The 20,680-nt window shown below is 51.1% G+C and carries 17 protein-coding genes and 1 other RNA gene; 6 read left to right on the forward strand and 12 right to left on the reverse strand.

The window, feature by feature from the left end; all coding sequences use genetic code 11:
- Nucleotides 1–101: 101 nt before the first annotated feature.
- A complete protein-coding gene (gene tssF / locus EOJ37_RS10935) occupies nt 102–1,856 on the reverse strand; it encodes a type VI secretion system baseplate subunit TssF (protein WP_162473691.1) in 1,755 nt (584 codons plus the stop codon).
- A gap of 680 nt (nt 1,857–2,536) precedes the next feature.
- On the reverse strand, nt 2,537–3,040 hold the full coding sequence (locus EOJ37_RS10940; RefSeq protein WP_206194050.1) for an ester cyclase: 504 nt from the start codon (nt 3,038–3,040) through the stop codon (nt 2,537–2,539).
- 83 nt (nt 3,041–3,123) lie between these two features.
- On the opposite strand from EOJ37_RS10940, the gene EOJ37_RS10945 reads away from it, so the two are divergent.
- Complete coding sequence (locus tag EOJ37_RS10945; RefSeq protein ID WP_127959958.1) at nt 3,124–4,071, forward strand: LysR family transcriptional regulator; 948 nt, start codon at nt 3,124–3,126, stop codon at nt 4,069–4,071.
- A 206-nt stretch (nt 4,072–4,277) separates the two neighbouring features.
- Here the strand turns inward: EOJ37_RS10945 and ssrA are convergent.
- Nucleotides 4,278–4,639: a transfer-messenger RNA gene (ssrA, locus tag EOJ37_RS10950) on the reverse strand.
- A gap of 50 nt (nt 4,640–4,689) precedes the next feature.
- The gene (gene smpB / locus EOJ37_RS10955) at nt 4,690–5,172 is read right to left on the reverse strand and encodes an SsrA-binding protein SmpB (RefSeq protein WP_127959959.1); all 483 of its coding nucleotides are present in this window, start codon (nt 5,170–5,172) and stop codon (nt 4,690–4,692) included.
- Nucleotides 5,173–5,624: 452 nt separating this feature from the next.
- Between smpB and EOJ37_RS10960 the strand changes: the two genes are divergently transcribed.
- Together EOJ37_RS10960 and EOJ37_RS10965 are read left to right on the forward strand one after the other, a co-directional pair.
- Nucleotides 5,625–6,059 carry a type II toxin-antitoxin system RatA family toxin gene (locus EOJ37_RS10960; protein WP_127959960.1) on the forward strand — a complete coding sequence of 145 codons (435 nt, stop codon included), beginning with the start codon at nt 5,625–5,627 and terminating at the stop codon, nt 6,057–6,059.
- A complete protein-coding gene (locus EOJ37_RS10965; protein ID WP_127959961.1) occupies nt 6,052–6,336 on the forward strand; it encodes an RnfH family protein in 285 nt (94 codons plus the stop codon). The genes EOJ37_RS10960 and EOJ37_RS10965 overlap by 8 nt, the downstream gene beginning before the upstream one ends.
- Nucleotides 6,337–6,359: 23 nt before the next feature.
- On the opposite strand, the gene mutS is transcribed toward EOJ37_RS10965, so the two are convergent.
- The 8 genes from mutS to napF form a co-directional block, all read right to left on the reverse strand.
- On the reverse strand, nt 6,360–8,915 hold the full coding sequence (gene mutS / locus EOJ37_RS10970) for a DNA mismatch repair protein MutS (RefSeq protein WP_127959962.1): 2,556 nt from the start codon (nt 8,913–8,915) through the stop codon (nt 6,360–6,362).
- A 408-nt stretch (nt 8,916–9,323) separates the two neighbouring features.
- Nucleotides 9,324–9,941 (reverse strand): cytochrome c-type protein NapC, encoded by a 618-nt coding sequence (gene napC, locus EOJ37_RS10975; protein WP_127959963.1) that lies wholly within the window; start codon nt 9,939–9,941, stop codon nt 9,324–9,326.
- Between the two features lie 11 nt (nt 9,942–9,952).
- Complete coding sequence (napB, locus tag EOJ37_RS10980; protein ID WP_127959964.1) at nt 9,953–10,402, reverse strand: nitrate reductase cytochrome c-type subunit; 450 nt, start codon at nt 10,400–10,402, stop codon at nt 9,953–9,955.
- Nucleotides 10,399–11,310: a quinol dehydrogenase ferredoxin subunit NapH gene (gene napH / locus EOJ37_RS10985; protein WP_127959965.1), complete on the reverse strand. Its 912-nt coding sequence runs from the start codon at nt 11,308–11,310 to the stop codon at nt 10,399–10,401. The genes napB and napH overlap by 4 nt, the downstream gene beginning before the upstream one ends.
- Nucleotides 11,310–12,056, reverse strand: coding sequence for a ferredoxin-type protein NapG (gene napG / locus EOJ37_RS10990; protein WP_127959966.1), 747 nt, complete (start codon nt 12,054–12,056; stop codon nt 11,310–11,312). Before napG ends, napH begins: the two co-directional genes overlap by 1 nt.
- Nucleotides 12,057–12,066: 10 nt before the next feature.
- On the reverse strand, nt 12,067–14,550 hold the full coding sequence (gene napA / locus EOJ37_RS10995; protein WP_127959967.1) for a nitrate reductase catalytic subunit NapA: 2,484 nt from the start codon (nt 14,548–14,550) through the stop codon (nt 12,067–12,069).
- On the reverse strand, nt 14,547–14,810 hold the full coding sequence (gene napD, locus EOJ37_RS11000) for a chaperone NapD (RefSeq protein WP_127959968.1): 264 nt from the start codon (nt 14,808–14,810) through the stop codon (nt 14,547–14,549). Before napD ends, napA begins: the two co-directional genes overlap by 4 nt.
- A complete protein-coding gene (gene napF / locus EOJ37_RS11005; protein WP_127959969.1) occupies nt 14,803–15,297 on the reverse strand; it encodes a ferredoxin-type protein NapF in 495 nt (164 codons plus the stop codon). Before napF ends, napD begins: the two co-directional genes overlap by 8 nt.
- A gap of 325 nt (nt 15,298–15,622) precedes the next feature.
- On the opposite strand from napF, the gene narQ reads away from it, so the two are divergent.
- The 3 genes from narQ to EOJ37_RS11020 all read left to right on the forward strand — a co-directional run bounded on the left by narQ (nt 15,623) and on the right by EOJ37_RS11020 (nt 20,548).
- Complete coding sequence (gene narQ / locus EOJ37_RS11010) at nt 15,623–17,305, forward strand: nitrate/nitrite two-component system sensor histidine kinase NarQ (protein WP_127959970.1); 1,683 nt, start codon at nt 15,623–15,625, stop codon at nt 17,303–17,305.
- 341 nt (nt 17,306–17,646) lie between these two features.
- Nucleotides 17,647–18,276 carry a two-component system response regulator NarL gene (gene narL / locus EOJ37_RS11015; protein WP_127959971.1) on the forward strand — a complete coding sequence of 210 codons (630 nt, stop codon included), beginning with the start codon at nt 17,647–17,649 and terminating at the stop codon, nt 18,274–18,276.
- Nucleotides 18,277–18,439: 163 nt separating this feature from the next.
- Nucleotides 18,440–20,548 (forward strand): bifunctional metallophosphatase/5'-nucleotidase, encoded by a 2,109-nt coding sequence (locus tag EOJ37_RS11020; RefSeq protein WP_162473692.1) that lies wholly within the window; start codon nt 18,440–18,442, stop codon nt 20,546–20,548.
- Nucleotides 20,549–20,680 lie beyond the last annotated feature (132 nt).

The raw sequence follows: 20,680 nt of genomic DNA on the forward strand, positions 1-20,680 counted from the left end.
GCGGATCGGCTCCTGCTCGGGGGTTAAATCATGCAGCGGGTCGGCTTTGCGATCCGAGAGCGCGCGCAGCAGTTCTACCAACTGGTAGAAGTTGAAGCGCCTTAATTGGGGAAAGTTATCGGCCATGTATAACATTCCTGATTATCAAGGTTAATGACGCTGAGCTGATGGAATAGGGTTAGGCTGGCGTAACGCGCCAGAAATGCCGCCAGCACACTGCCGAACAGGTAGAGCTCGCCTTCACTGGCAAAGGCGCCGTGCTGCTCAATCGACAGTGTCGAGGCGATGCCGTCGATCAGTACCCCTTGGTAGTAGCGTTCGATCGGGCGTGAGGTTATCTCTGCCAGCGCCATGCGCCGCCGAAGGGCGGCTTCAGCCAGGTTCGGGTGGTAGCTGGCCGGTAGATCGTGCAGGCGCAGCAGTTCGCTCAGCGCAAACAGCGACAGGATCGAGCCGCTGCTTAAGGTCAGCGAGCTGAGCAGGTTATCCAGCAACTCATCGTCGCTCGGTGGGTAGAGTGAGCGGCTGGGGCGTGTCAGGTTGCGCACTGTGATGCCCGGCGGCAGTTCGGCGTGGCAGAGATCACCAATGGTCAGTAGCCCCGGCAGGTCACGCTGTGAGCAGGTCAGTTGCAAAGAGATCACTTCGGTGTCTGGGTGGCGCTGCGGTTCATCAAGGCGGATAAACGAGAGCTGATGCTGAAAGCCGCGTTTGGCCAGCACATGCGCCGGCAGACCAAGCTGGGTATGCAGGCGGTAGTAGTGCTGGTTGCCGTGCTGTTGCTGGTGGCGAAAGCCTTCAAATAGGCGGTAGTGACGGGTGCCGAGATCAGGGCGCTGTAGCACTTGGCCTTGCACTTGGTCAATCGAGAACAGGTCATAGGCTTGCGGATGGCGGTAGCTGGGCACCAGCGGGTAGTGGCTCTGCTGGCCTTCAACAATCACCGGTTCGGCGGCGTGTGAGAACAGGTTGATTGCCGGGGTGCAGTGCAGGTGCAGGTGTTCGGTGCGCGGTTGCAGATCCTGCGGCAGTGGGCGCGAGAAGTGAAAGCGCAGTGTCAGGTGTTGCACTGGGCGTGCGTCCAACTGTGCTGAGCAGTGCGCTTGCACAAACATCAGCAGTTGCGGGAAGCAGCTGTACTCTTGCAGTAACCGGCAGCCACTGAACACGTGGCTGGGGTAGGGCAGTGTCGCTTGGTCGTCTTCCGCCAATCCTTGTACACGAAAACGCCAGTCGGGCAGGGGGAGCGTCTGGTCATCCAGTTGCAGCTCGACCTGTGTCAGGTAGTGGCAGAGCCACAACAGCAGTTGGCTGCCGATGTAGTTATCCTGGCCGAGGTAGAGGTTGAGTTGCGTTAGGCCGAGGGCGTTGAGCGGCAACGGCTGGGGGCAGCTCAGTTGCAGTGCCAGGCTGTCACTCTCTGTGTGTACCTGTTGCAGTTGCAGTGGGGTGAGAGAGAGGGTGCGGCTGGTGCGGAACTGGCAACGTTCACTGCGGCCATCTTCCAGTTGCAGCGGGGCGCTGAACACGGTTTGGCCGGCGGCCAGGGTGGTGATCGGTTGTGCCGGATCGACAGTGTTGGCGTGAAATTCCAGGATGGTGAGGCTGGGCACTGGGCGCAGGCGGCTTGGCCACTGTAGATCGGTCAGGCCGTAGTCCAGTTGTGGCGCGAGTTGCTCGACCAGGGCTTCAAGTTGGCTGCCAAGAAAGGTGTTGCCTTCGCCCAAGCGTTCGGCGTCGGGGTCTTGAGCGGGTTCGGTAATGTAGCGCAGGGTGCTGGGGCGATCATCAAACAGGGTATCGATGTCGTCCTGCAATTGGCTGAGTTCTTCTGCATGGTGGCGAATTGGTGGCATAACACAGCGCTCCGTTCCCTCGTTTAATCTCTCTTGCTGCATGCATCATGGTTAGATGGACATGTTTTTCACTTGGTCGTTTTAGATGCGAGCAAATTCACAGGAGATGATCTCGACATAATATTGCTTAATGTTACGGCGAAGTTTGCTGTACAAATGCTGTTCGATTGCCATGATAATGTCAATTATAATTTATCGTTTTTATCAGTTTGTATGTTTTTTTATGATCTTAATCGAAATGGTAGTTGTATGATTATGTATGTTTAGTTTTTATTTACATATATTTGCTTGTTGTTAAGCTAAATGGCTTGTAAATGTATTGTTTATATCCTGTTTATTTTGATAAGAATTATTAATTGAGGCGTCTCTGTGATTCAACAGCGATGCTGTCAATTTATCATGAATAATTTCAGTCGACTGCTGTGAGGTGGGCATGTTATGTAAGCATCCGGCCATCTCACCTTGCGAGTTTATGTTAAGCCGTTAAGGTGAGCAGCCGATTAGCTGGATGAGGAGAAGATGTTATCGGGCTGTGTCAGCAGTTGGCCCTGTTGCCATGTTGGAAGATGCGTCAACACAAAGTGCAACCAGGTAAACGGCGCTATGCCAGATACGCTGTGCAACCGACGCCGGTGACGCATAGACCCAGAGATAACCGCGCTGTGTGTTGTTGCTAACATTCATTTCGACGAAAGCTGTCGTACCGCACTCATCCAGTCCTCCACGTGGTAAGAGCGGATGAGCTTGCCATTTTCAACGGTGTGAATATCAATAGACATGATGCGGAAGGACTTGCCGGTATTTGGCACTCCCATAAACGTAGATACAGGAGTGCCGGAAGCCTCGCCACGCACCACTACACGGTTGCCGTTGACCAGTAATTCTTTGATCTCCCACTTCAGATCTGGAATGACTTTTCCGAAGCCGGCAATCGACGGGGCCACCTTGTCGCGCGGTTTGCAGTCATGCTGACCGCTGCATGACACCCAATCTGGTGTCGTGGCCTGCATGACCAATGCCGAGGCATCTTTGCCGGGCACGGCATTGAGTGCGTCATAAAAGGGGGTGACTGCGATACGTGCCTGTTCGACAGTCAGGCTTTGCGCATGGACAGAGTAAGGCAACGCACTGGCGCCCATTACGGTAAGCGCCAGCAGCGTGTGAAATCGAGGATGTTTTGGCATGTAAATCTCCATGAATAAGTTGACGATGAATCAGAATTTATGATGAAGTTTCACATGTAGCAAACAGATAATGTTCATACCATATGCACAAAATTGATTTACGCAAGATCGATCTAAACCTGTTGCTGCTGTTCGACGTGCTCATGCAGCAAGGCAGTGTTTCCAAAACTGCCGAGCAGCTTGGACGCACACAGTCAGCAGTGAGTCATGCGCTTGGGCGATTGCGCGACCAGTTGGGCGATCCACTGTTAGTGAAGGTGGGCGGTCGTATGCAGCCCAGTCCTTATGCAATGGAACTGGTGCAGGAAGTGCGTCCAATTCTGCGCAGCATCGAGCGAGTGCTCAGTCCGCGAGAAGCCTTTGAACCAAGCACCTCGACCCGGTGTTTTCGCTTGGCCGTACCGGATCTGGCAATGACCATGTTCCCGTCGTTGATTCGGCGTATTCAACTCGAGGCTCCGGGAGTGGTGCTGCAATGGGAAACACCCAAATCAAGCACGCTGCTCGATGTTTCTGAGGGCTTAGTCGATTTAGCCCTGTTACCTGATGCGATCAAGCAGCCCGAGGGCGTTGCTACGGAAGTAATTGGCGAATTTCAGTGGGCTTGTTTCATGAGGTCAGGACATCCCGCTCTGGCCAAATGGACCAAGAAGGCGTGGTCAGCGTGGCCCCACATTGCAGTAGGTACGGGTGATCAAGTACGCAGCCCGGTCACATTGGCGGCTCAACAGGCGGCGCTGAAACGGAACATTGGGCTGACCGTGCCAACCTTTGGAGCAGTTGCTGCGCTTTTGGCTGAGAGCAACATGATTGCAACCCTTCCCACGGTTGTGCTTGCGGACGTGATCCAGCGCTTTGGACTTGAGGTCAGGGAGACACCGTTTAAAATCGAAGAGATGAAGCATGTCATCACCTGGAGCGCACGCCTTACCAACGATCCAGCCGCATTGTGGATAAGAGCTTGCTTCATTGGTGCTTTTAAGGAACAGCTCAGACGGGCAGAGCAATTGTCGCTAGACCGAACGACATGATCAAGCGATCTCACCTTAACCGCTTAACATAAATTCGCAAGGTGAGATCGCCGGATGTTTACAATGAGCCTAAAAAGTTCGGATGTAATGAGTTCTCTTTGGAGTTCGCGGGATAAATTGAGGGCACAAAAAAGCCCACAGGGCTTGCGCCGTGCGGGCTCTTAGGACTTCATCGGATGACTCTGGTAATCATCGATGGAGAATTTTGGTGGAGCTGGGGGGAGTTGAACCCCCGTCCGAAATTACTCCGCCGTCGGCACTACATGCTTAGTCAATCTTTACATTCGCCTGCCAGCTGCGGATGGACACGCCACTAACAAACTAGCCTGATTAAGTTTAACGCTTCAGCCCCAGGCAGGACATCCACGCGATCTCTTTTGGGTTTGACCTCTCTTGATCCCCGTCCTAAGAGCGGAGGCTAGGGAGAGAGGGCACTAGGCAGGGTATTAAGCTGCTAGAGCGTAGTTTTCGTCGTTTGCGACTATTTTTTGCGGCTTTTAACGAGGCCAACCGCCCCTCGGCATGCTCCTTGGGCTTTGCCAATCCCGTCGAATCCAGAATCAGCCCCCAAACAGTGTCGCGTAGTATAACAGAAACGTTATGCGCTACGCTAGCAAGTTATCGTTGCGCATGTTTCATGATCCTGGCTTTGTCAGTTTGCCATTCACGATCTTTGATATCACTGCGTTTGTCATGCGCTTTTTTACCTTTGGCGACACCAATTTTCACTTTGCTCCAGGCATTTTTCCAATACATTGAGAGTGCCACCACGGTGTAACCGTCGCGTGTGACTCGCCCAATCAGTGAATCCAGCTCGCGTTTATTAAGCAGGAGTTTACGGGTTCGAGTCGGATCACAGACCACATGACTGGACGCTACGCTTAGCGGTGTGATGGTGGCACCAAACAGGTAGGCTTCACCTTGGCGAAATGTCACGTAGCTGTCGCTGATGTTAACTTTACCAGCACGGAGAGATTTGACTTCCCAACCTTGCAGCGCTAGCCCCGCTTCGATCTCTTCTTCAATGAAGTATTCAAAACGTGCGCGCTTGTTTTGTGCAATGGTTGCGGAACCGGGTTTGTGGTTATTTTTTTTTGCCATAATGCGCTCATTTATATTCAATAGTGCGATGAAGGATATCTTTTCCTATGATTACCTTCAGTTGCAGCGGCTGCAATCGGGGTAACATCATCGAGCTTGTTAGTTGATTCGGATTTGGAGTCGAGCCAATGGCGGCATGTTGAGTTGCCGTTTTGTCGCTGGGCTGTGCTCGAAATCGTTGCCTACTGCCGGTATGCTGTTTGCGCGACAACATAGCGTCAGCATACAGTGACGGATAGCAACTGTTTGTATGCAGGGATTATCTACGTTGTTTGGCATTGTCAGCAAGGTAAAAATCAGCAAGGCAAAATTTAACTTCGCTGTGCGTTCAGCCTGCGGTTAGCGTGTAAGTTGCGAAGTGCAGGCTGCTACTCAGCAATTTCTTCTTAAGATAGACGCCAAAAGGCAAATCGGTGGTATTATCTGCCGGTTTGTATTGTACAGGAAATGTTATGCCACAGATCAGCCGATCTGCGTTAGTGCCATTCAGTGCCGAGCAGATGTACCAATTGGTTAATGATGTTCACTCTTATCCCGATTTTCTGCCCGGTTGTACTGCCAGCCGTGTACTTGCTGCTTCTCACCACGAAATGACGGCAGCGGTAGAGGTCGCTAAGGCGGGGATCAGTAAAACTTTCACCACACGTAATACTTTGCAGGATAATCAGAGCATTAATATGCAACTGGTCGACGGACCATTTAGAAAGCTGATCGGTGGCTGGCACTTTACTGCCTTAAGCCCAGAGGCGTGTAAGGTGGAGTTGCATCTTGACTTTGAGTTTACCAATCATCTGATTGAACTGGCTTTTGGTAAGGTGTTTAAAGAATTGGCCAACAGTATGGTGCAGGCGTTCACTCAACGGGCGAAAGAGATCTATCGTGTCTGAAATATCTGTCGAGGTTGTCTACGCGCTGCCGGAGCGCCAATATCTGCGGCAGGTGAAGGTGCCTGCTGATAGCACCATTGAGCAGGCGATTGTCGCTTCAGGGCTGCTTGAACTGCGGCGTGATATTGACTTGTCGAGCAATCGTGTGGGTATCTACAGCCGGTTGGCGAAATTGGATGATCGCGTTAGTGAGGGCGACCGGATAGAGATTTATCGCCCTTTACTGGCTGATCCGAAAGAGTTGCGTCGTCTACGGGCAGAAAAGGGCAAAAAATAGCCGCTCAAGCCGGTGGCAGTTTTTTAGATCAAGGCTTTTAACCGATAGATCCACTCCAATGCCTGCCTGGGGGACAGTGTGTCCGGCTCCAATTTCTCCAGCGCTTCCACCACCGGTGGCAACTCTTCAGTCAGTAACGTCATTTGGCTGGCTTCGATGGTGCTGGTTGCGGTTTGCTGTGAAAGCGTCTCCAGTTCGCGCAATTTTTGCCGTGCGCGTTTGATTACATCACGCGGTACTCCTGCCAGCGCAGCCACTGCCAGCCCATAGCTTTTACTGGCTGCTCCTTCTTGCACGCTGTGCATAAAGGCAATGCTATCGCCATGTTCCAGCGCATCGAGATGGACATTAACTACGCCGACGATCTTTTCTGGCAAATGAGTCAGTTCAAAGTAGTGGGTAGCAAACAGCGTCATCGATTTGATGCGGTTTGCCAATGTTTCGGCGCAAGCCCAGGCGAGAGAAAGTCCGTCATAAGTTGAGGTGCCACGGCCAATTTCGTCCATCAAGACTAAGCTTTGTTCAGTGGCATTATGCAGGATGTTGGCGGTTTCGGTCATCTCGACCATAAAGGTCGAGCGGCCAGAAGCCAGGTCATCCGCCGCTCCAACGCGGGTAAAGATACGATCAACTGGGCCGATGGTAGCACTGGTGGCGGGGACAAAACTGCCAATGTAAGCCAGTAAGACAATCAGCGCAGTCTGTCGCATATAGGTGCTTTTACCGCCCATATTCGGACCAGTAATCATCAACATGCGCCGTTGTGGTGACAGCATGAGTGGGTTGGCGATGAACGGTTCGCGTAATACCTGCTCTACCACTGGGTGACGCCCTTCACTAATGGCGATACCGGGCTGTTCGGTTAAGGTTGGGCAGTGATAATTGAGCGTGTCGGCGCGCTCTGCCAGGTTGGTTAACACGTCCAGTTCCGCCAATGCGGCGGCACTCTGTTGCAGTGCTTCAAGATGCGGTAGTAGCAGATCAAACAGTTCATCATACAGCGCTTTTTCCAGTGCTAGCGCTTTGCCCTTGGATGTTAATACCTTATCTTCATATTGCTTGAGTTCAGGAATGATGTAGCGTTCGGCATTCTTGAGTGTTTGACGACGCACGTAGTGTATGGGTACTAGATGACTTTGGCCTCGGCTCACCTGAATGTAATAGCCATGTACCCCATTGAAGCCGACTTTTAGCGTATCTAATCCCAGTTTTTCTCGTTCGCGCACTTCCAGACGTTCGAGATAGTCGCTGGCACCTTCGGCGAGCGCGCGCCATTCGTCAAGTTCGGCATGATAGCCTGGCGCGATCACGCCGCCATCGCGCACTAACACCGGGGGTGTCTCTACGATCGCTCGCTGCAACAGATCGTGTAGCTGTTCAAAATCGCCAATCTGTGTAACCAGTTGCTGTAGATGCGCTGTTTCAGTCTGAGCGAGTAGCTGGTGCAATAGAGGTAGTTGTTGAAAGGCATGGCGCATACGTGCCAAGTCGCGTGGGCGAGCAGTGCGCAGTGCGAGACGTGCCAGAATGCGTTCTAAATCACCTATTTGTCGCAGTGGTTGCTGTAGTTCATTAGCCAGTTGTTGTAAGCCGGCGATCGCTTGTTGGCGTTGGCTGAGCACGTTGATGTTGCGGGTTGGCGTGTGCAGCCAGCGTTTTAGCATCCGGCTGCCCATTGCCGTGACGGTGCGATCCAGGATCGCGGCCAGGGTGTTTTCACTACCGCCGGCCAGGTTTTGAGTAATTTCCAAATTGCGGCGTGTCGCGGCATCCATGATGATGCCATCCTGTTGGCGTTCGATGGTAATGCCTCGAATATGCGGCAGTGTTGTGCGTTGGGTATCTTTGACATATTGCAGTAAGCATCCCGCTGCACGCAGTGCTTGGTGCGCCTGTTCGACACCAAAACCGCTTAGGTCACGGGTGGCAAATTGCAGGTTGAGCTGTTGACGCGCGGTCTCTAGCTCAAACTCCCATAATGGTCGACGCCGTAGGCCGTTGCGCTGTTCAATCAGCCCTAGGGCGGCAAAATTTTCCGGGTAGAGCAGTTCGGCGGGATTGGTGCGTTGTAGCTCGGCAGCGATGCTTTCCAGGTCATCTGCTTCACAGATCCGAAAGCGGCCTGAGCTGAGATCGAGTGTGGCATAACCAAAGCGGTGTGCTTCCTGCCAGATTGCTGCCAGCAGGTTATCTTGTCGTTCTTGTAGTAGCGCTTCGTCGGTGATGGTACCGGGCGTCACGATGCGCACGACTTTGCGTTCAACCGGCCCTTTGCTGCTGGCAGGATCACCAATCTGTTCACAGATCGCGACGGATTCACCCAGTTGCACCAATTTGGCTAAATAGTTCTCTACCGCATGGTAGGGAACACCGGCCATTGGGATCGGTTCTCCGGCTGAGGCACCGCGTTTTGTCAGTGAAATATCGAGTAATTGTGCCGCACGCTTTGCGTCGTCGTAAAACAGTTCGTAAAAATCACCCATGCGATAAAACAGCAAGATCCCCGGATGTTCAGCTTTAAGCCGCAAGTACTGCTGCATCATTGGGGTGTGGGAGTCCAGATTTTTGCTATCCGTCATAGTGTTAATCTTTTTAATTCATTGAGGTTAACGTTTTTGTGATTTTTTACTGATGGCGCTAGCCGCATTGTGGGGGTGTTCAAAAATCACAACGGTGTACGGCAACAGGTTGAGCAGGATAGAGCTTGCCAGCCGCTGTATGGTATATGGGGTAGGCGAAATAGAGAACTTATATTTTTGAAATTTGTTTTTTTATACAGCCCGATCAACTGGCTAGCTGTGGGTGGAAATACAGTAGGTACGCTGATATTTTGGCGACAGCGACTGCCCGCCATAATCAAATACGGCGGGCAGCTTCAGTGAGTAACCCGTAGTGAGTAACCCGTAGTGAGTAACTTCAGACAGACTGAATCACTGAGTGATGATTGCCCTAAGCTACTGGCTCTCAAGTACAGTGATTAATCCGAGTTAAAAACCGCTAGGTACGTCACGCATGTCAGGCAGTTTGTGTGCGATGCCTTTGTGGCAGTCAATGCAGGTTTTACCTTCGGTGATCGCTTTATCGTGCATTTTTGCCGCCACGCTTTTCTGTGCGGTGAAATCCATGTACTCAAAGTTGTGGCAGTTACGGCACTCTTGAGAGTTGTTGGCTTTCATGCGCTTCCATTCATTGTTAGCCAGTACCAGTCGATGGTCTTCAAATTTCTGCCGCGTGTCGATCAAACCAAATACTTTGGCGTACAGCTCCTTGCTGGCTTGGATTTTACGTAGCATTTTTGGGCCCCATTCGTGGGGAACGTGGCAGTCAGGGCAGGTGGCTCGTACACCACTACGGTTGGTGTAGTGTATCGTTTCCATATACTCCTGGTAGACATTAGCCCGCATTTCATGGCAACTGATGCAGAAGCGTTCGCTGTTGGTCGCTTCAAGGCCGGTGTTAAATCCGCCCCAGAAGATGATACCCGCAACAAAACCGATCAATAGCAGTGTGCCGAGTGCCAAACGGCTGGGTCTGCGCCACCAGCGCCATAAACGGCGAATGACGCCGACTTTCTGTTCTGAATTTTTTGGATGCTGTTCTGACATGATAACTCCGCTTATTGCCCAAAGCCTGGGGCAGGCTTGAAGTCGTTACCAATAATCGGCGCTGCGTCTGTCTGTGGCACATGACACTGTAGGCAGAAGTGGCGGCGTGGGGCAACGTGGGTTAACAGTTTGCCATTGCTATCAATAAAGTGTGTTGGGCTGATGCGCGGTGCACCGGTAGTACGATAGTGCTCGACGCCGTGACACTGTAAGCAGCGGTTGGTGTTTTTGGTGATCTGATAACCATCGATGCTGTGTGGGATCATTGGTGGTTGATTGACGTAGTTGAGCGGCATCCTCTCTTGCTGTTTTGGCATTTTGATCTGCTTTTCAGCGGTGCCGGAAACCTCTGGCGATTGTTGAAGATCCACACCACCCGCGGCAAACGTGATGCTGCTTACCACCAGTGATAACAGTGCTCCCCAGAGGGAAAACTGCTTTTTCAGGACATTACTGTTCATTTTTTGGCTCCCGACGAATGAAAGATTGTCTTAATTTCGAAAACGTTTTCTGCGCAAACGTCAATGCAACGTCCGCAGGCAATACAGGCATCACGCGCAACAGTCGGTGTGCCCCTTTTTAGTAACACCGGTTCACGCAGGATCTGCGCTTCTGGGCAAACGTGGATGCAATCCATGCAGTGGGTGCAGTTTTCGCGCCGTTCTGCGCGGATCTGAACGATACCTTTACAACCAATCACACCATACAGTGCGCCAATCGGGCAGAGATGACCGCACCAGCCATGTTCAACCACCAGCAGGTCAAACAGAAATAGCGCAACAATCAGCCAGATGCCGGCACCAAATGCTGCACCGATGGCAGTGAGCCAACCGGAAATGCCTTCTGCGGTTGCTGGGATCAAGCCCCGTCCGATCAGGGCAACAGGGTTAATCCATTCCCAGATCAGTGTGCCACTGAGGGCACTGCCGATGAGGATCATCAGCAAAATGCCAAAGCGCAATTGGCGCGACAGCGTTGCTGATTGGCGTAGGCCCCATTTACGCCGTAACCAGGCAGCCAGATCAGTGACGGGGTTGAGTGGGCATACCCAGCCACAGAACAGACGGTTGCCAATAACAGCGTAGCCGATCAGCACCACCATTGCACCGCTCCACAGTGTCGCTACTGGCCAGTACCCAGCGAGCAGGCTTTCCAGCATCATCAGTGGATCGGTCAGTGGCACGCTCTCGAACAGCAAGCTAGCGCTGTAGTTGCCACGCAAGATCCAGATGCTCCAGAGTGGCCCGGCAAGGAACATCAGTAGGATCAGCAATTGGCTGCTGCGACGCAGTAGTAAAAAACGGTGGCTGCGCCACCAGCCATGACGCAGACGCGCTTCTCGTCCAGCTTGAGCCACGGGATTAGCCATCAGTTACCTCCCTGCTCACCGTAGACGGGAAGTTTCGGTCCTTCCGGCACCAGTGCGTGACCAGCGCGTTCTTTTTCCTTCCAGCCCCAGCGGTAGTGTTCGCCTAACTGCCCTTGTGCCAGTTCCAACGGCAATACTTTGATTGCTGCCTGTTCCAACACGCAAGCCTGTTCACATTTGCCACAACCGGTACAGGCATTGCTGTGTACCGTTGGGATAAATTTGGCATGTTTGCCTGTGCGGACATTCTGTTGCATTTCGAGCGTGATTGCTTGGTCGATCAATGGACAGACACGGTAGCAGACATCACAGCGCAATCCTTGCCAGTTGAGGCAGTTTTCATGATCCAGCAACACTGCCAGCCCGATACGTGCTTGGTCGATATCCTGCAAGGCAGGATCGAGTGCGCCACTCGGGCAGGCGGCTACGCAGGGAATGTCCTCACACATTTCGCAAGGGATATCGCGTGCCACAAAGTACGGTGTACCCGCAGCGTTGGCAGAGAGCAGTGTTGCCAGTTTCAGGGTTTGATACGGGCAGGCTTGTACACACTGACCACAGCGCACACAGGCACGTTCAAACTCGGCTATTGCGCCGGGTGGGCGCAATAGCAGGCCATCGCGTGCTTGAGACTGCTTTTGTTGCAGCCCCAATAACACGCCAATTCCGGCCAAACCCGCGACGCTGCGTGCAGTGTCGCGTAAAAAACGCCGTCTGGCTGGAGTTTTATCCCGTTGCTGGCTCATGGCGCTGCGCTTATACCTTTTCCAGTTTCACGGCACATTTTTTGTAGTCGGTCTCTTTTGACAGCGGATCAGTGGCATCCAGTGTCAAGTTGTTGACCAAACGTGCTGCGTCAAAGAACGGTATAAATACCAATCCCTGCGGCGGGCGGTTACGTCCGCGAGTTTCGACAGTGCTGAGCACTTCACCACGGCGTGAGATCACTTTCACTTTGTCGCCACGGCGCAGATTGCGTTTCTGGGCATCGAGTGGGTGGATAAACAGCACCGCTTCCGGGAAGGCGCGATGCAGTTCAGGTACTCGTCGTGTCATGGTGCCAGTATGCCAGTGCTCTAGCACACGACCGGTTGATAACCAGAGATCGTACTCTTTGTCTGGGCTTTCAGCCGCCGGCTCAAATGGCAGTGCGAAGATCACTGCTTTGCCATCGGGTTTGCCGTAGAAGCGTACACTTTCACCTTCTTTTACATAAGGATCGGTGCCTTCACGGTAACGCCACAAGGTCTCTTTTCCGTTCACTACCGGCCAACGCAAACCACGAACTTGGTGATAGACATCGAATGGGGCTAAGTCATGGCCGTGGCCTCGACCAAATTCGGCATACTCTTCAAACAGCCCTTTCTGGATGTAGTAGCCAAACTCACGCGCTTCGTCATTCAGTTGATCGGCGGGGATTTCAGTCAGCGGATATTTATTCACTTCACCATTGGTGAACAGCACGTCATATAGCGTTTTGCCGCGATACTGTGGTTTCTGTGCCAGCAGTTCGTCTGACCACACTTCTTCCACGTTGAAGCGTTTGGCAAAAGTAACGAGTTGCCACAGATCAGATTTTGCCTGACCCGGTGCTTGTACCTGCTGACGCCAGAATTGGGTGCGGCGCTCTGCATTGCCGTAGGCACCTTCTTTTTCTACCCACATTGCGGTAGGTAAGATCAGGTCGGCAGAGAGGGCGCTGACAGTTGGGTAAGGATCAGAGACCACAACAAAGTTGCGTGGATCACGCCAGCCAGGCATACGCTCTTGGTTAATATTCGGCCCTGCCTGCATATTGTTGTTACACATCACCCAGTAGGCATTCAATTTGCCATCTTTCAGCGCACGATCTTGCGCCACGGCGTGCAGGCCCACTTTGGCAGGTATGGTGCCGGCTGGGAGTTGCCACAACTGTTCAGCAAGTTTGCGGTGTTTCTCGTTGGTGACCACCATGTCTGCTGGCAGGCGGTGAGCAAATGTGCCTACTTCGCGCGCGGTGCCACAGGCAGAAGGCTGCCCGGTGAGAGAAAATGGCCCACAACCCGGCTTGGAAATTTTGCCAGTGAGCAGGTGCAGGTTGTAGCACAGGTTATTTGCCCATACTCCGCGTGTGTGCTGATTGAAGCCCATCGTCCAGTAGGAGACCACTTTTACCTTTGGATCAGCATACAGTTTTGCCAGTGCTTCTAACTGATCTTTTGGCACACCGCTCATCTGTGCTGCTTTGTCTAGCGTATATTCGGCGACAAATGCTTTGTAATCTTCAAAACTGATCGGTGATGAAGCATCACTGCCTGGGTTCTTCGCCGCTTTTTCCAATGGATGAGTCGGGCGTAAACCATAACCAATATCAGTCACCCCTTTGCGCAGATTGACGTGCTGCTTGAGGAAGTCATGGTCGACGGCATTATTTTGAATGATGTAGTTGGCGATGTAGTTCATGATCACCAAATCGGTTTGCGGCGTGAACACCATCGCATTGTCTGCTAGCTCGAAGCTGCGGTGTTCAAAGGTGGATAGCACTGCGACTTTAACCTTGTCGTTGCTTAACCGGCGATTGGTGATGCGCGACCATAAGATCGGGTGCATTTCGGCCATGTTTGAGCCCCAAAGCACAAAAGCGTCGGCCTGTTCGATGTCATCGTAACAGCCCATCGGTTCATCCATGCCAAAGGTGCGCATGAAACCGACTACCGCAGAAGCCATGCAGTGGCGAGCATTAGGATCGATGTTGTTGCTGCGTAGCCCAGCTTTGAACAGCTTAGCGGCAGCATACCCTTCCCAAACTGTCCATTGGCCTGAGCCAAACATACCGATCGCTTCTGGACCTTTGGCCTTTAATGCCGCTTTAAATTTTTCTTCCATGATATCGAACGCGCTATCCCAACTGATTGGTGTAAATTCGCCTTCTTTATCATATTGGCCATTTGTCATCCGTAGCAGCGGCTGTGTCAGGCGATCTTTGCCATACATGATTTTTGGCAAGAAGTAACCTTTGATACAGTTGAGACCACGGTTAACCGGTGCATCCGGGTCACCTTGTGAGGCGACAATACGACCATTCTGTGTGCCGACCAGAACACCACACCCGGTGCCGCAGAAACGGCAAGGTGCTTTGTCCCATTTGATTTCGTCTGCACTGTTTGCTGCCAGTGTGACTGTTGGGATCGTCAACCCAGCAGCCGCAGCGGCTGCCGCTGCAGCGTTAGCTTTCATGAAGTCACGACGACTGAGTTTCATGCTATTACCTCACCTTGCTCATCCTGCTGGTGATAAACCAGCGACACAGCCAGCACACCGTCAAGGTTGCGTGCTGACTCAATATTTTCTAATAACTGTTGCGAGCTGGCAGCTTGCATTACCACCACCAGCTTGCCCTGTTGTTGATCTTGCGCTGGGATCTCCGTTTCCGGAATTGTCAGCAGTGCTGGGATCAGTGTTGGAAACATTTCTGGCCGTGCCTGTACCATAAGGCCGCTCACATGCCATTCGTTATTCATGGTTGTCACTCCGGGTTATGGCGATCGCCTGTGCTGGACAAGGTGCTACGCAGGCTCCGCAACCGTTACAGCTATTTTGATCAAGCAGCGGTTGAGCCACACCATTTAATTGCGGCCGAAATGCGATCGCGGGTACTTCACAACTATCCTGGCAGCTACGGCACTCAACCCCCCGTAATGCCAGGCAGTGATCGGCGATGTTGGCCACTTGTTGCCACGCTGGATGCTGTTCTGGGTAAAACAGTTCAGCCGGACAAGCCGTTGCACAGCGACGGCAAAAAGTACATTCGGCCTGTTGGAAATCAATTTCAGGAAAACCACCACTACCGCTGATTAATACACCGGTCTCACAGGCGTCAATACACTGCTGGCAGCGAGTACAGGCAGCAACAAACAGGGAAGGCTCACGTGACCACGGGGGGCGTATCACGTTCGAGCGATGGTGCCATTGTCCGCTGAGCAAATTGCGTCGCGACACGTCGGCCATGTGGTTTATTCCTCAAGTCAACAGCACGCTTGTGCGTGCAAACAAAATAAGTGGCAGCGTTCCTATTAGGGTTATTATGGTGGAACTCGTGCTGAATGCGCGGATAAAGTAGGGGGAATGGCGATAGCAGATAATCCCTCGTTAGGGGTAAATTGGGGGGTTGCTTGCGCTAGATCAATCTCTGGTCAAAGAGGATGAAAATTTGCTGACATTTATCGGCAGAGTTGATCACTAATTTGTTACATCACAGTCCAATCTCAGACAGATTTCAGTGCTGCACAGCAATAAGCTGAGGAAAAAGGTTTTTCAACAGGAGGAGAGACGATTGCTAGTAAAACGTTCGGTCACCAGTAGCCTGGCTAAAGCATTGACGGGGATTGTAATACTCTCTGTTCTCTCGACAGGGTTAGCATTGACTACCGTTGCTGGGAGTTTGCGTGATGCTGAAGCGGTCAACATTGCCGGTTCACTGCGTATGCAGAGTTATCGTTTGGCATATGAGCTGGCTAACCCGTCGCATCAGTTGAATCGCTATCTGACGCAATATCAGAACACGCTTGAAGCGCCTTCACTGCATAAACTTGATCATGCTTATGTGCCAGAGGATGTCAGGCAACAGTATATTACGTTACGTCACTCTTGGCAGACGCTGGAACAGCAGATCCTTGCCGGTCAGACTGAACATTACCAACACAATGTGGCCAGCCACGTTGCACAGATCGACCAGTTTGTGCTGGCGTTACAGCGCTATTCTGAGCGTAAGTTAACCGTTGTGGCAGTGATCAGTGTGATGGGGTATATCGCGATTATCGGCCTGGTGCTGTTCTGTATCCGCTTTATGCGTCGACAGGTGGTTGCTCCGCTGAAGCAGTTGGTACACGCCAGTCGCTATATGCAGCAGCGTGACTTTAACCATCCGCCACTGGATGTCTCATCTCCTAATGAGCTTGGGGTGTTGTCGCAGACATTTACCGCGATGTCGAGTGAACTGGCAAAACTATACCAGTCGTTAGAGCAGAAAGTGCAGGAGAAGACGGAACGATTACAGCAGGCAAATCGTACCCTCGAAGTGCTCTACCGCTGTTCACAGGCGCTTGGTACCGGCAAACTTGATCAGCAGGCGTTTGAGAAGGTGTTACGCATTGTGCGTTCCAGCGAGCAGTTACAGTGCATCAGGCTGAATGTGCAAGACAGTTTGAGTGAATGGCAGATCGGCAGTGGTGAGCCACTGCCCGATTTACCTTGGCATTCACAAACCATTATGCAGGAGAGTAAACCTCGCGGCAGTTTGAGCTGGCAGCACCAAGGGCAGGCACCACATCCGCATTTGATGCAGAGTGTTAGCAACATGCTGAGCCGAGGAATGCATTTCAATCGGGCACAAAAGCAGCATATGCAGTTTTTGCTGATGGAAGAGCGAGCGACTATTGCTCGTGAGTTGCATGACTCACTGGCTCAGGCACTGACTTTTTTGCGCATTCAACTGACACTGCTGAAGCGCACATTGGCGGGTAATCCGGAACAGGCTAATGAGATCATCAATAATTTTGATCAAGCGTTGGCCGAGGCTTATCGTCAACTGCGGCATCTGTTAAGTACTTTCCGCCTCACTGTGCAAGATGCTGACCTCAATATCGCGCTACAGCAAGTATTAGAACCATTGAGATTGCTGACTCAGGCTGAAATTCAGCTAGATTGTCGGATTGCTTCACAGGCGTTGAATGCTCAGCAGCAGGTACATGCATTGCAGATTGTGCGTGAAGCGGTACTTAATGCGATTAAACATGCAGATGCGAAAAAAATTGTCATTCACTGCGAGGTGTTAGAAACCGGCGATAACTGCATTACCATTACTGATGATGGTAGTGGGATCGAGAGCCTGGATGAACCGGAAGGCCACTATGGGCTGACCATTATGAGTGAGCGTGCGGCGCGTTTGGGCGGAAAATTGCAGATCCAGCGCATTAGTCAACACGGCACACAGGTTTGTCTGCGTTTCCCGTGTTAAAACGGTATACTCGCCACGCCTCAGGCGGCATAGCGGTTATTCAGTGGTTGCATGATCGATCCAGTCGCCAGTAGCGTTGTCATCTGGATGCAACTCAAATTGTTTACTGCAGATACTGCGCCTGCAACTTTATTCAAGAGGGGTATACTGTTTACTTTACGTCTTATCCCTGTTGGCTTGATGATCTGGCTGGCTACAAGGTATATGAGCAGGTTACATAGCATCTTAGTGCAATATCGGCAGTAAGATGGGGCCAAATGGGATGGGTTGTTAGCCGTTACTGGCTGCTTTTGCAGTCACAGGGTTTGATTCTACTTGCTACAGGGAGCATGTTTACTGAGATGAACCATTACAACATTATGATTGTTGACGACCATCCGTTAATGCGACGGGGGGTGAAGCAGTTGCTAGGGCTAGATCCCGCTTTTCATGTGGTTGCTGAAGCCAGCAACGGCAGTGAAGCAATTGCTCTGGCTGGGCAGACTTCGCCCGATGTTATTTTGTTAGACCTTAATATGAAAGGCCTTTCTGGATTAGATACACTCAAGGCATTACGCAACGAGGCGGTGGAGTCACGTATTATTGTGCTGACTGTTTCTGATGCCAGAAGTGATGTTTATGCGCTGTTGGATGCCGGAGCGGATGGATATCTACTGAAAGACAGTGAGCCTGAGCAATTGCTACAGCAGATCCGCGCTGCAGCAGAGGGGGAGAACGTGATCAGTTCCGCGTTGATGGAGTATCTGGCGTCGCGCAGTGAGCAGCATGATCCGTTTAGCGAACTGACCGAGCGCGAGTTAGATGTGTTGCAGGAAGTCGCACGTGGCATGTCGAACAAACAGGTGGCGATACAACTGCACATTTCTGAAGAGACCGTCAAAGTGCATATTCGCAATATCTTGCGCAAACTGAATGTGCCATCACGTGTTGCGGCAACGGTGATGTACCTAGAAGCTAAAAGCCGCACTTAACACCTATTATCTCGCAGGCATTATTGGCACTGTCAGTTTGGACTCTGACAGTGCGCTAACACCACAAGCAGATAGATATACGCGGGGATTTGGCGCACTAGCTCGGCACAAAATGGCAAGTAATATCACCCGAATGCCTCATTTTGACTCAAGGAGCGAAATAATGAATTGCTTTCTAACTATCATCAGCAAATTTTTTGCGTTAATAGCGATTATGCTACTGCCACTCCATGCAGTAGCAGCCCCCTTTAGTGATATTGCCAACTCTGCCGACCAACAGGCAATTATTTCGCTATATAAGCGCAATATTATTATTGAGGATAGTGCTAAATATCGTCCTCAAGTGGCGTTAACCAGAGCGGAGGCGGCTGTATTGGTGGCACGGGCGTTCCAGCTTGCTGAGATAAAACCTTTTGATTATAAAAAGGATCCGGCTTTAATAAAGCAGTATGCCTACCCTTCACATTTAGGTGTAGTGAATGAGTCATTTATGGTGGCTGAAGCGCAAGACACGCTGCATTCCAGTGCCAGGGAGGCGATCGAGGCAATTTTGAGTGCCAAGTTGATGACGCTCACTGATCACCATTTTCATCCGGATGCCACAATCAGTTCTGCCGAGTTTTCGACTATGCTGGCAAAGGCTATTTATGGTGTTAACTCAACTGATCACTCGGTCACGCGTGCGATTGCTGATGGCTTATTAGATAAAAAACTGGCTACGTCAACGCGACCGATTTTACGTGGCGAAGCTGCGTCTGCATTAGCGCGCATTGTTGACAATCCAGAGTTTAAAATAATTACGCTGTTTGCGACCTCAGATATTCATGGCCATCTGCAACCTTATAAGCCTTCTGGTTCGAAGGTGCATGTGGGTTCATTGGCCAGAATGAGTTATCTGATTGAAAAAATGCGCCAGCGTCAGCCCAATTTATTATTGTTGGATGGAGGGGATGCTCCTTATAACACCAATATCGCCAATGCATTTGCTGGTAGATCAACGATAGAGGTGATGAATGCGATGGGCTATGATGCTACGGTATTAGGCAATCATGATTTTGATTTTGCTTTTGATGTATTGCGAGCGAATGCGCGCTTGGCAAACCACCCCTTTTTGAGTGTGAATACTTATTGGCGTGATGGGCGTTACCCGAAAGAGTTTCAAAAGAGCATCGTGAAACAGATCGATGGTATTAATGTCGCTATTATTGGTGCTACTGATGCCGGTAGTGCGATGTCGACACACTATAAAAATACTGAGCAGATCTTATTCAAAGACCATTTTGACACCACGCGTGCTGAAGTGGCACGGGTTAAGGCTGGCAAAAATCCGGCGGATCTGATTATTCTGCTTTCGCATTTGCATGAGGATAATCCCGTTGTTTTAGATAAGGTTTCTGGAATTGATATTGCGATTGGTGGCGGTAATGATCTGATGGGACAACCGCTGGTGAAACAGGATAGCTGGCTGATTAATCCAGGCAAACATGCCGAAACACTTAATCAGATCAATGTTAATTTATTGCATAAGAAAAAAATTGGCGTGGTATTTAGCCAAATTGTTATCAACCCAGATATGCCAGTGAACCAAACTGTGGTTAACATCGTGCAGAAATATGCCAGAGAGTTGGATAAAAAGATGTCTGAAGTGGTAGGTAAAGCGCAGGTGAACCTCAATGCTGAACGGATTGTGGTACGGCGTCAGGAATCAAATCTGGCGAATGCTGTCGCTGATGCCTCGCGTGACTATTTTAACGCTGATATCGCTCTACAGAATGGCGGTGGCGTTAGAGCCAGTATCAATAAAGGTGATATCACTATCGGAGCTATTTTTGAAGCGCTGCCATTTGATAATCGCCTGGTATTGATTGAAACGTCAGGTGGTGCAATTAAGCAGGCACTGGAGAATGGGGTGAAGTTATATCCAGAAGCAAGTGGGGCGTTTTTGCAGGTTTCGGGCCTCTCTTATACCTTTGATGCAGAGCAACCAACGGGTCAGCGCATCAGCCGTATTATGGTTGGTGATCGCGCTCTCGATCTGAACAAACGTTATAAAGTGGTGATTAACGACTTTCTGGCGGGCGGCGGTGATGGTTTTGATATGCTGAAATGTTTGGGCAGCGACCAACAAAATTATAGCCGCGATACTAGATTACTAATTGAAACTAATGATTTTTTGCGTGATATCTTTAAGGATTATGTCAGGCAAAAAGGTAACTTAAAGCCCCAGAATGAGCAAAGGATTGTGATCCTGCATGAAAAGCAGGCTATCTAGCGCACTACACCCGAGGGTGTCATTCAGAGCAGAAACTGATGGCCGTTTTGATCATGCTCGGCTAAGCGGAATGTGTTGTTGGTGTGTCGCGCTAACATTGGGAAAGTGAAAGGTGAGTGGGTATCTGCTAAA

Source organism: Serratia microhaemolytica (genome assembly GCF_004011885.1).
Classification (GTDB): Bacteria; Pseudomonadota; Gammaproteobacteria; order Enterobacterales; family Enterobacteriaceae; genus Serratia_G; species Serratia_G microhaemolytica.